This window comes from Bifidobacterium sp. POST2/T3 (B1) (assembly GCF_058197115.1).
This window is the reverse complement of the sequence record NZ_JBVPQK010000067.1, coordinates 1-11,810: the sequence shown is the minus strand read 5'-3', so window position 1 is coordinate 11,810 and position 11,810 is coordinate 1. Positions and strand designations below refer to the sequence as shown.

10 protein-coding genes, 1 tRNA gene and 1 pseudogene are annotated in these 11,810 nt (G+C 60.2%); 10 read left to right on the top strand and 2 right to left on the bottom strand.

Annotated features, from left to right (window positions below; genetic code table 11):
* The 8 genes from AC0AP0_RS04905 to AC0AP0_RS04870 form a co-directional block, all read left to right on the top strand.
* Positions 1 to 573, top strand: a 573-nt coding sequence (locus AC0AP0_RS04905; protein ID WP_490429555.1) for an ANTAR domain-containing response regulator, incomplete at its 5' end; no start/stop codon positions are given.
* A gap of 7 nt (positions 574 to 580) precedes the next feature.
* Positions 581 to 3,475 (top strand): DNA polymerase I, encoded by a 2,895-nt coding sequence (polA, locus tag AC0AP0_RS04900; RefSeq protein ID WP_490429554.1) that lies wholly within the window; start codon positions 581 to 583, stop codon positions 3,473 to 3,475.
* A 48-nt stretch (positions 3,476 to 3,523) separates the two neighbouring features.
* Positions 3,524 to 4,441, top strand: coding sequence for a Nif3-like dinuclear metal center hexameric protein (locus AC0AP0_RS04895; RefSeq protein WP_490429553.1), 918 nt, complete (start codon positions 3,524 to 3,526; stop codon positions 4,439 to 4,441).
* Between the two features lie 35 nt (positions 4,442 to 4,476).
* Positions 4,477 to 5,160, top strand: coding sequence for an NUDIX hydrolase (locus AC0AP0_RS04890; RefSeq protein WP_490429552.1), 684 nt, complete (start codon positions 4,477 to 4,479; stop codon positions 5,158 to 5,160).
* Positions 5,161 to 5,287: 127 nt separating this feature from the next.
* Complete coding sequence (locus AC0AP0_RS04885) at positions 5,288 to 6,001, top strand: TetR/AcrR family transcriptional regulator (RefSeq protein ID WP_198187164.1); 714 nt, start codon at positions 5,288 to 5,290, stop codon at positions 5,999 to 6,001.
* A gap of 117 nt (positions 6,002 to 6,118) precedes the next feature.
* Positions 6,119 to 6,850 (top strand): ABC transporter ATP-binding protein, encoded by a 732-nt coding sequence (locus AC0AP0_RS04880; protein WP_288804445.1) that lies wholly within the window; start codon positions 6,119 to 6,121, stop codon positions 6,848 to 6,850.
* A gap of 1 nt (position 6,851) precedes the next feature.
* On the top strand, positions 6,852 to 7,547 hold the full coding sequence (locus tag AC0AP0_RS04875; RefSeq protein ID WP_490429551.1) for an ABC transporter permease: 696 nt from the start codon (positions 6,852 to 6,854) through the stop codon (positions 7,545 to 7,547).
* A gap of 13 nt (positions 7,548 to 7,560) precedes the next feature.
* Positions 7,561 to 8,847, top strand: coding sequence for an MFS transporter (locus tag AC0AP0_RS04870; protein ID WP_490429550.1), 1,287 nt, complete (start codon positions 7,561 to 7,563; stop codon positions 8,845 to 8,847).
* Here AC0AP0_RS04870 and AC0AP0_RS04865 read toward each other — a convergent pair.
* Positions 8,839 to 8,912: transfer RNA gene (locus AC0AP0_RS04865), tRNA-Pro, on the bottom strand. The two genes, AC0AP0_RS04870 and AC0AP0_RS04865, sit on opposite strands and share 9 nt — an antisense overlap.
* A gap of 118 nt (positions 8,913 to 9,030) precedes the next feature.
* Here AC0AP0_RS04865 and aroA point away from each other — a divergent pair.
* Positions 9,031 to 10,386, top strand: a complete 1,356-nt coding sequence (aroA, locus tag AC0AP0_RS04860; protein ID WP_445342810.1) for a 3-phosphoshikimate 1-carboxyvinyltransferase — start codon at positions 9,031 to 9,033, stop codon at positions 10,384 to 10,386.
* A gap of 33 nt (positions 10,387 to 10,419) precedes the next feature.
* The gene (gene hisN, locus AC0AP0_RS04855; protein WP_490429549.1) at positions 10,420 to 11,220 is read left to right on the top strand and encodes a histidinol-phosphatase; all 801 of its coding nucleotides are present in this window, start codon (positions 10,420 to 10,422) and stop codon (positions 11,218 to 11,220) included.
* 164 nt (positions 11,221 to 11,384) lie between these two features.
* Here hisN and AC0AP0_RS04850 read toward each other — a convergent pair.
* A pseudogene (locus AC0AP0_RS04850) lies at positions 11,385 to 11,810 on the bottom strand (acetate kinase); the annotation flags it as partial.

Sequence of the window (11,810 nt, the reverse complement as noted above, 5' to 3'; positions counted from 1 at the left end):
GTGGTTGTGGCGGAAGATGAGGCTTTGATCAGGCTCGATACCGTCGAAGCTCTCGAGGATGCCGGCTATGACGTGGTAGGTCAGGCGGCCAGCGGCCAGGAGGCCATTGATCTGACTCGCGAGCTGAGGCCCGATGTAGTCGTTATGGACGTGAAGATGCCTGGCACTGATGGCATCACCGCCGCCACTGAGATCGGCAAGGAGAATCTGGCTCCTGTGGTTATGCTGACGGCGTTCTCCCAGCAGAGCTTGGTCGAGAAGGCGGCTGATGCTGGGGCCATGGCCTACGTCGTCAAACCCTTCGCTCCGGAAAAGCTGTTGCCGGCCCTTGAGGTGGCCATCTCTCGCTTTGACCAGATCAACGCCCTGAAGGACGAAGTCACCGACATGAAGGCCCGTTTCGAAGCCCGCAAGCGTGTGGACCGGGCCAAGGGTCTGCTCATGGAGAGTATGGGCATGACCGAGTCCGAGGCCTTCCGCTGGATCCAGAAGACCTCCATGGACCGCAGGCTGACCATGCAGGAGGTGGCCGACGTGGTCATCAACAACGTGACCAATCAGAACGACCGTTAGTCCTTCTATGGAAGACCAGACGAAGAAGCAGGACAAGGACGGCCGCACCCTGCTGGTCGTCGATGGACATTCGCTGGCCTTCCGGGCCTTCTATGCCCTTCCCGTCGAGAGCTTCACTACCTCGACAGGGCAGCCCACCAACGCGGTATGGGGCTTTGCCACCATGCTGGCGGATGTCATGGCCAAGGAGAAGCCCACCCACATGGGCGTGGCCTTTGACGTCAAGGGCGGCACCTTCCGCAACGCCATGCTGCCCCAGTACAAGGGCACCCGTGAGGCCGCTCCCAAGGAACTGCTGAGCCAGCTGCCTCTGATCCAGGACTTGCTCAAAGGCCTGGGTATTACCTATATCGAAAAGCCGGGTTATGAGGGCGACGACATCATCGGAACGCTGGCCACCATGGGGGAGCAGGCCGGGTTCAAGACCCTAGTCCTGTCGGGGGACAGAGATGCTTTCCAGCTGGTGGACGACGACATCACTGTGCTCTATCCAGGCCACCACTTCAAGAACCTCAAGCACATGACGCCCCAGGCCATCATGGACCGCTATAAGGTGACCCCGGAGCAGTACCCGGATCTGGCCGCCATGCGCGGCGAGGGAGCCGACAACATCCCCGGTGTGCCGGGCGTGGGCGACGGTTATGCCGCCAAATGGATCAACAAGTATGGATCGCTTGATTCCATTCTGGAGCACGCTGACGAGATCGGCGGCAAGAAGGGCCAGGCCTTGGCGGATAATGCCGACCAGGTGCGGCTCAACCGAAAGGTCAATGCCCTGGTGCGCGACCTGGATCTGGGCGTTAAGGTCGAGGATCTGCTTTTCGGCACAATCCATACGGATCAGGTTCTGCCCATCTTTGAGCAGCTGCAGTTTGGCCCGCAGACCCGCAAGAAGATCCTGCGGGGATTCAATACTGTCGCTGATTACGACTATTCGTCGGCTTCCGCCCTGGTCGACGTAAGTAACGAGCAGGAGGAGTTCACCCAGCCTGAGCGTGATAAGGCGGAGTCCGCCGACCAGCTGAGAGACTGGTGCGAGAAGCATCTACCGAACAAGGCCCTTTGTCGGCGCTCGGCGGACCACGTCAAGGCCATGGCTGATTCCCTGGACAAAATCAAGGACATCGGCGACTCCGATCAGAACGCCATGCGCTGCAGCGAAGCCATGAAGGAGCACTGGGTTCTCCACGCCATCGGCTGGGCCAAGCATGGCGACTATGGCCTGGAAGAGTTGGCTATTCTCTCTATGGACGGTCACGGTCTGGTCCTCATGGCAGAAGATATTGACGTAGACATGCGCGGTGCCATTCAGGAACTTATAGACCAGCGGATCGGCACCTGTGTGGTCCATGGCTACAAGGAGCACCTGCATCTACTGGAGAGCCAGGGGCTGCACATGCCATTGCCTCTGTTTGACACCAAGCTGGCAGGCTACCTGGCCCAGCCTGATTTCCATGCCGACAACCTGGAACAGGCCGTCGCCCATTTCCTGGCCATCCCAGTAGAGGAGGAGCCTGAGGCCACCCAGGGAGCCCTGGCTTTGGACGGGCGAGAGGATGAGGACGAACGCCGACGGGGGACTCGGATTTTGCGTCAGGCGCAGTACGTCATGATGGTTTCTGAACGTCTGCAGGAGCTTATGGACGAGCGTCATCAATACGGACTACTGCGAACCATAGAGCTGCCCACCTCCGCAGTCCTGGCGCAGATGGAGACCGAGGGCGCCAAGGTGGACGATGCCCGCCTGAAGGATATGCACGACCGGTTCGCCGCCGAGGCCCGCCAGGCTCAGGAAATCGCCTGGGATAGGGCCGGCAGCCGTGTCAACCTGCAGAGCCCCAAGCAGCTGAGCAAGGTGCTCTTCGATGACATGGGCCTGGTGCCCACCCACAGGACCAAGACCGGGTCCTATTCCACCAACGTCTCGGTCCTGCAGGACCTCTACATCAAATCAGTCAACAACGAGCGGGCCAACGACTTCCTGGGCGCCCTGCTCAAACACAGGGAGACCAACAAGCTCAAACAGATCGTGCAGACCCTGCGAGAGGCCGTCAACCCCCGGGATGGGCGGCTGCACACCACCTACGAGCAGACCGTGGCCGCCACTGGTCGGCTGAGCTCGGTCGATCCCAACCTGCAGAACATCCCCAACCGGGATGCCCGGGGCCGTGAGATCCGTTCGGCCTTCGTGCCTGGCAGCGGGTATGAGGCGTTGCTCTCTTCGGACTACTCCCAGGTGGAGCTGCGGATCATGGCCCACCTTTCCGGGGACCAGGCCCTGATCGACGCCTTCAAGTCGGGTGCCGACTTCCACCGGTACGTGGCCAGCCTGGTCTACGACATCCCCATGGAGGAGGTCACCGGGGACCAGCGCTCCCATGTGAAGGCCATGAGCTACGGCCTGGCCTATGGACTGAGCACCTATGGCCTGGCCCAGCAGCTCAAGATCAGTCCGGCCGCGGCTGATGTGCTGCGCGCCAAGTACTTCGCCACCTTTGGCAAGGTCCATGAGTACTTGGAGTCCCTGGTGGCCGATGCCCGGGAGAAGGGCTACACCGAGACCATGTTCGGGCGGCGGCGCTACTTCCCTGGGCTGCGCTCCAAGCGGCGTCCCACCCGTGAGGCCGCCGAGAGGGCCGCTCTGAATGCGCCCATCCAGGGGTCGGCTGCCGACATCATGAAGATCGCCATGATCAAGGCCAGCCGTGCCTTGTCCGACCAGGGGCTGAAGAGCCGCATCTCCCTGCAGATCCACGATGAACTGCTGGTGGAGATCGCTCCCGGAGAGACTGACAAGGCCACTAAGCTGGTCAAGGATTCCATGGAACATGCCGTTGAATTGGCCGTGCCCCTGGACGTGTCCACCGGCATCGGCCAGGACTGGGAGCTGGCTGCTCACTGACCTGACATGGAGTGGACTGGGCCCAGCAGGATCCGAGGAGGGATCGTCATGTCTGACCGACAGGATGAGGTTCAGGGGCGTTCAGTGCTCCTGGGCCAGGTGGTGGATCTGCTGGAGGGGCTCTACCCTCTGGACTACGCGGAGGACTGGGATCATCCGGGTCTGGTGGCGGGGGATCCGTCCTGGCCGGTCAGACGGATCTGGTGCGCTGTGGACCCTCGGCCCGATGTGGTTCAGGAGGCTCTGGATCACAAGGCCGACCTGCTGATCACCCATCATCCGCTTTTCTTCAGGTCGGTCCACCAGGTTTCCGGCCTGGACTTCCGCGGGGACATGATAACCAGGCTGATCGAGGGCCACTGCGGGCTCTGGGTGGGGCATACCAACGCTGATGCCGCCTACCGCGGCGTGGCCCAGGCGGCTGCCGATGCCCTGGACCTGCAGGATGCGAGACCGTTGGCTCCTCAGCCGCTCTCAAACCGCGATTTGCACGCCGATCAGGGGATCCAGGTAGGCCTGGGTCGTTGGGGACGGCTTCCGAGGCCCGTACCATTTGAGGATTTGGTCCATACCGTGGTGGGCCTCCTGCCCAAGACGGCTCTGGGTGTTCAGGCGGTCGGTCCGTACGATGCCATGGTCTCCACAGTCGCCCTGCTGCCCGGCTCGGGGGACTCCGAGTTCGACCTGGTTCGGTCCACGGGGGCAGATGTCTACATCACCAGCGATCTGCGCCATCATCCTGCCACGGATGCCTACCAGCAGGCCCTTTATGAGGCCCGGATGGCGGGTCGTCCCAATCAGCCCAGACCCATGCTGATCAACACCCCGCATTCCGCCATCGAGAGCCTCTGGTTCCACTACGCCAAGGGAGACATTGCCAGGGTCATGGAGACGGCTACCGGTGTTCGCCCGCAGGTGGAGGTCTCATCCATCATCACCGATCCCTGGACCATGGTGGTGCGCTGACGGCTGAGGATTGATGGTTGAGGAGGAGTGATTTCATGAGCGACGAAGCGCAGGATCTGCAGACACGATTGGCCGCCAGACTGGCAGGCCGCGATGGTCAGGGACCCAAGGGTATCGATATGACCCGCGCTCCCGAGCTGATGGATGACAGGGAGGTCTTTCGCGGCCCGATATTCGTTATCGACCAGCAGCAGGTGGCCATGTTCCGGCGTGATGGTTCCAAGGAAACCATCGACCGGCAGCTTATCCGTCACGCCCCTTGTGTGGTCATGCTGGTGCACGACTGCGCTTCCGATGCCTATCTGCTGACCCGCGAGTACCGGGTGGGCGCCCAGGCCTACGTATTCGGCCTGCCAGCCGGCTTCATCGACCCGGGGGAGAGCCCGGTCAAGGCCGTCCTGCGCGAACTGCGTGAGGAGACGGGTCTGGTCCCCGGGCCCGAGGGCGCTCGGGGCTCCGAGAGCAATCTGGATCCGGAGGACGGCTGGATCGATGCCGCTCCCGATGTCTACTCATCCCTAGGCATGAGCGACGAGCTTGGACACATCGTGGTCCTGCATCTGCGTCGCTGGCATCAGGGGCCCACCGACTTCGACCCGGGTGAGCATATCCAGTCGGCCTGGGTTTCCTGGCAGGAGCTCTGTGCAGCGGGAGTCGCCGATGCCAAGGCGGTGGTGGCCATCCAGCATGAGGCCATTCGTCGCCTGCAGAAGGATTAATGTCGAGTTGGCAAGTGCTATGAATAGGTAGACATAACATACCAGTGGTATGATAGCTTCCTGTAACAAGAGATTGTCGGGCCATGATGGTCAGACGTCGATGCGTTGACAAGGAGGGGAGCACTGCATGGGCACGCCGAAGGATCCCGAAGGACATCGCAATCAGATCCTCGATGTAGCCCAGCGGCTCTTTCTGGAAAAGGGCTACGACGGAACCAGCATCCAGGACATCGTCGACGGCCTGGGCGGCATGACCAAGGGGGCGGTCTACTACCATTTCCCATCCAAGACGGCCATTTTCCATGCGGTCACTGAGCGCATGGCTTCGTCCTCATCCCAGGGGGACTGGCTGGGGGAATGGCCCGGAAAAACTGGCCTTGACAAACTGCGCAACGAGCTGATTGCCTCCCTGTCGGCATACTCGCGTCTCGATGTGACCTTTTCAGCCAGAACCCTGTTGAAGAGCCCCCGCATGGTCGGGGAGATGTACTTGAAATCCATGGACAGGATTGTGGACGTGATCACCCCCTACGTTCGAGAAGGCGTGGAGGACGGCTCCATTGCCCCTTGCAATCCCGAGGATTTGGCCCAGGTGCTCTATATCCTGCTCAACATGTGGATAGGGATTCGATTCTCGACCATGACCCGGGACCAGGTGGTCTCCAAGTTCTCCCTGTTGGCGGATATGCTCAAGGGAATAGGGGCGCCTGTCATCGATGATCGGGTTATTCGTGCGGCCGTGCATTTGCACGCACATCTGAAGAGCAATCCTTTGACTGCCACCAGCGGGGAGTCCACGCAAGAGGAATCTGACAAGAATCAGGATCAAGGGGTCTCTTAGAGCCGATAGATATCTTAAGGCCAAGAGGGCTCTGTCTACTAGCAAGATTCGGGCACTCAACGAGTAATGGTTTTTGTTTCCACCAAACATACCATCGGTATTTTTGAAAGGAGTTTTATGCAGGTGCTGAAGGCGGACGGAATTGTCCAAGTGTTTGAAGGCAGGGAGGTGCTGTCCGGACTGGATTTGACCCTGGGACAGGGCGAGATTCTGGGCTTGCTAGGTGCCAACGGGGCTGGCAAGTCCACGCTGTTGAAGATCCTGACCGGAATGCAGAGGCCTGTCGGCGGCAGAATCTGTTTTCTGGGGAGGCCTCTGAGCGAAGACTACCCGGGCAATCTGGCCAGGATGGGAGTGTTCATCAACGAGCCGGTCTTTTATGAGTCCCTCAGCGCTAGGGAGAATCTTGAGATTGACCTGACCTACCTGGCATTGGCAGACCGGGAGCATAGGGATGCCGAGCCTACCGGGATCAGCCAACTTTTGGACAAGGTCGGTTTGGCCGCCGATTCAGCCACGCCTGTCGGCAGGTATTCCATGGGCATGAGGCAGAGACTGGCCCTGGCCAGGTGCATGGGTCATCATCCTGACCTTTACCTACTGGACGAGCCGCTCAACGGACTGGACCCTGTGGCCATCGGACAGCTGCGAGATAGCCTGCGCAGCCTGGCAGCCCAGGGGAGTGCAATCCTCTTTTCCAGCCACATTCTCTCCGAAGTGTTGCGCACAGCCGACCACGTGATGGTCGTGGCGGACGGCAGAGTCAGCCTGCGGACCAGCGTGCCGGAGCTTCTCAATCAGGGCCAGGAGGTCGCCGAGCGAACCCTGGTCAAGGCCATGGAGGGCTGATATGAAGACGCTGCTGAAATTAGAACTGAAAAAGACCAGGCTATGGCCCTGCATCTTCGGAGGGCTGGCAGTAGTGGCCGCAGCCTTGGCCATCGGAGGCATGTTCCTGGCCATTGGCCACACTAGCGGACGGTCAGATCCTCGGTTGTCAAGCCTGGCCTTCGTGCTGCAGATGGCCATGGTCATCCTTCTGGTGGGCTTCTCCCTGGTGGCTGCTGCCCTCTGCAACCTGGTCTTCATTGAGCCCTATACGGGGAGGAACCTGGCGCTCACCCTCTCATTCCCCATATCGCGAAGCCGAATCCTGCTGGCCAAGTTGATCTTCGTCGGCCTCTTCACTGCGCTCTCCTACTTGGCTGGGACGGCCATCACCCTGACCGTCATGCTACTGATCGACCGTCTTGTGGGTTCGCTTGGAACGGGCTCGCCAGGCAGTCTGCTTGAACAGGTTCTCCTCATGCTGGTTACCAGCCTTGCCGGACTGGTGGGGTTGGTTGGCATCGCCCTCTCTATAGGCTTCTGGAAGCGTTCGCTGCCCATCATGTTCGCGGTCCTGCTCCTGCTGGACGCTGTAGTGGGCAACCTGCTCTCCCTCTCCCTGCTGCTGTCGGCGCTGGTGCTTCTGATCATTTTCCTGGCCTCCCTGCCGGCTTGGTGGTTGCTTCACCGGACTCTCATGAAGATCGAACTGCCCTGAACGGCTGCCGACCATGCAGGAACTTCTGAAGAACAAGCCTTTCGTGACCATGGTTCTGGCCAGTCTGTTGAATACGGTCGGAGGCGAGCTCTTCAACATCGTCTTCATTGTCTATGCCCAGACCATGCCCTTTGCCGGACTGGCCGTCTCCGTAGCCTCAATTGCCTGGGTGGCTCCAGCTCTGACGGCCATCCTGACCGGATACCTGGCCGACAGCACCGCGCACAAGACGCGGATGCAAGTTGTGATCAAGCTGATTCAGGTGTGTATTTACCTGGCTATGGCCATGACAATCGGCAGGTCCAAGAGTTTGCCCGTCTTTCTGCTGCTGGTAGCCATGGACATGACATCTTCCATGTTGGAGGGATATGCAGGAAGTCTGTGGATGCCGGTCCTCAAACACCTGGTCCAGCCAGGCCAGCTCCATCAGGCGACCTCAATCACCTCCGCTGCATCCAATGTCGCGGCTGTCATCAGTGCAGGCGGAGGTGCGGTGTTGATCGCTATCCTGGGCAACAGATTCGCTGTATTCGCGCTGATCAACGCAGCCACCTTTCTGTTGGCGGGGCTTTTGGTAGCCATAGGCTATAGGGAATTCGCCAGGGCGGAGGTCTCAGACAATGGTTCACCTGTGGGCAAGCATGTGGGCCTGTCCTCCAGCCTCCGTGTGACCTTGGGGGAGTTCCGCAGCTCCACCTTCCTGGTCCTGATGGTGGGCTTCGGCTGTCTGGTCAACCTTCTGGGGACGGCTCTGCAGCCCCTGATCAACCTGGGGCTGATTTCCATGCCCGGGGTCTGGTGGGGAAGCTATGGAACGACCATAGCTGCCGTCAACGGCATCTCCTCCCTGGGACTCATCCTTGGTGCACTCCTTGCCTCAGATCCGCTCCGGCGGCTGTCCATGGCCCACCTGCTGACCGGAGTCATGGCCACAGCCGCCATGGTAGGGGTCAACCTGGTCTGGCTGCACATTCCTGTCCTGCTGTTCCTTCTGCTCCTGGTCATGAACTATTTTCTGGGCAAGATCAACCCTCGGTTCATGACTATGCTCATCAGCACAGTGGCCGAGGACCACTTGGCTGCAACTATGGGAGTGGTACAGACTGTCATGATGATAGGGGCACCTCTGGGGCAGATGATCTTTCTGACCCTAGGCAATTTGGTCGGCATCGCCATTACCATGTCTATTTATGCGGGCTTGACAGGCCTGCTGGCTCTGGCGATTTTCTTTACAGGTTTGCTGGGCATGAACACCAAGGATCCGACTCCCGACATGGGACGAAGGCAAAAGTCGGGCTAGCCGGATTTGAACCGGCGACATCCTGCACCCAAAGCAGGCGCGCTACCAAGCTGCGCTATAGCCCGGCGCTCATAAGTATCAACGTATGAGCACAATGTATCAATATAGCACAGGGTCGGGTCCTCACTGGACCTCTAGAGGTGAGCAGGGAGCGGAAACAGCTCTGCGCCTGCGGTTACCATGGTGACCATGACAGTGGAAGAGACATGGGTGGCGCCGCAGGCGGGTGGCCCCTTGGATGCAACGGTGACCATACCAGGGAGCAAGTCCCTCTCGAACAGGTATCTGATTTTGGCGTCCCTGGGAAGTCGCCCTGTCAGGTTGACTGGTCTGCTCAAGTCGCGTGATACGGACCTGATGATTCAGGCTCTAGAGGCCCTTGGCGTGGACTGTCGGGCTGACCTTGACAGCCCTACGGAAGTGACAGTTGTTCCACCGTCAGGCGGACGTTTCCGTGGCGGCGCTCGGGTGGACTGTGGACTGGCTGGAACCGTTATGCGCTTCGTGCCGGGCCTGGCCATGCTGGCTGACGGCCCCACACACTTCTACGGAGACCAGCAGGCCTATCGGCGCCCTATGAGGCCCCTGTTGGACGGCCTGACCCAGCTGGGAGCCAGGATCGAGTACCTGGGCCAAGAGGGCTTCCTGCCCTTTGTGCTCACGCCGCCGACTCATCTGGTTGGCAGAGAGGTGACCATAGACTCCTCGGCATCCTCGCAGTTCATTTCTGGCCTTCTGCTGCTGGCTGCCAGGGCTGATGGCACTATGACCATCGTTCACTCTGGACAGCATCTCCCCAGTCTTCCTCATATTGCCATGACCGTTGAAGACCTACGTCAGGCCGGAGTCCAGGTTCAGGCCAATCCCGACCGCTGCAGGTGGAGCGTTGAAGGTAGGGGAACTGGTGGGACGCAACTGCCTGATCAGGTCCAGGTGGAGCCCGACCTGTCAAATGCGGCCCCTTTCCTGGGAGCGGCTTTGATAGGAGGTGGGCAAGTCAGTGTGCCCAACTGGCCAGACCGGACCACACAGCCAGGTGGCTTGCTGCCCAAGTATCTGGAGATTATGGGCGCGAAGGTAAACAGGGTTCGCGACGTGCAGGGTAGCGCCACATGCAGGGTGACCGGCGGGGAGGCCATCCATGGACTCGGCGACTTCGATCTGTCCCCGGCAGGGGAGATCGTGCCCTCTATTGCAGCCATCTTGGTCTTTGCCGACGGGCGCAGCCGCCTGCACGGCATCGGCCACCTGCGTGGTCATGAGACCAACCGGCTGAAAGCGCTAGTCACAGAAATCACCAGAATAGGCGGCCAGGCTCGCGAGCTGGATGATGGCCTGGCAATTGAGCCTGTGCCTGTTCAGAGCATGCACGGGGCCGTCATCGAGACCTATGCTGACCACCGCATGGCCACCTTTGCTGCCATGATTGGGCTCAAGATACCTGGCATCCGGGTGCGCAATATTGGCACCACGGCCAAGACCATGCCTGACTTTCCTGATATGTGGAAGCGAATGCTGGCAGGCGAGGGCCAAGGCTGAGCCACAGCGATTCAAGCGAAAAGGAGCCGTATTATGAGCATCGAGGCTGAAAGGCAGACCTGGCAGGAGGATCTGGACTTGGCCATTGCCATGGCCGATCAGGCGGATCAGGTCACCGTTGGCTACTTCAAGTCGCCGGATCTTAAAGTGAAACGCAAGGCGGACAATACCCCGGTTACTCAGGCTGACAAAGAGGCGGAGGCGGTAATTCGTCGCGTCCTAGCCCGAGCTAGACCGAACGATACCATCTATGCCGAGGAGCTGGGAAAGCAGGAGTCCAACGGCAGACGGTGGATCATCGATCCGATTGACGGGACCAAGAACTATGTGCGCGGGGTCCCCGTCTGGGCGACCCTTATCGGTTTGGAGGTAGACCATCAGATGGTGGTCGGTGCGGTCTCTGCTCCCATGCTGGGCACCCGCTGGTATGCTGCGCAGGGTCAGGGAGCCTACATGGCTCGCCAGGGTGAAGTTCCCAGGGCCATCCACGTTTCAAGAGTGGATCGGATGGAAGATGCCTCTATGTCCTTGTCATCGCTGACTGGGTGGAAGGCCATAGGTTGCCGGGAGCGGCTTCTTGACCTGACCGACCGGATCTGGCGGCTGCGCGGATTCGGCGACTTCTGGCAGTACATGCTCCTGGCCCAGGGTGCCATCGACCTGGCGGCCGAACCGGAACTTGACCTCTATGACATGGGTGCCCTGGTCCCCATTGTGACCGAGGCCGGCGGCAACTTTACCGACCTAGCGGGCAATCCGGGTCCCTGGGGTGGCAATGGTCTTGCCAGTAACGGTCTTCTGCACAAGGAGGCCCTGGCGGCCTTGGGCGACTGACATATATGATATATGACATATAGAAGGAGGCTGGTGACCACATGTATTGCTGTGGTCACCAGCCTCCTTGGTTCTCAGGACCAAGTTCTCAAAACTGAACCCTGACCTCAGTCATCCATCATCCAACCATCAGTTGGGTTGAGGGGGAAAGGTCCGGTCAACGGTCAGGCCTGGAACTTGTTGCCGTAGGCATCGCCCTGGCTGGCGACGACCTCGGCCTGGCGGGCGATGGAGAGTTCCTCGTTGGTGGGGATGACGCAGACGGCGACCGTGCTGTCGGGGGTGGAGATGATTCGGGCCTCCTTGGACCGCTGGTCGTTCTTCTCCTGGTCCAGTTTCACACCGAAGGGCTCCAACTGCTCGATGACCCGGCGACGCACGATTTCATCATTCTCGCCAACGCCGGCCGTGAAGGTGATAGCGTCCAGGCCGCCCATCTGGGCCGTGTAGTTGCCGATGTAGCCGACGATGCGGTGGATGTAGATATCCAGGGCCAGCTTGGCGTCCTCGTCACCCTCGGCGATCAGCTTGTGGACCTCGCGCATGTCGCCATGGCCGGTCAGGCCGGTCATGCCGGAGCGCTTGTTGAA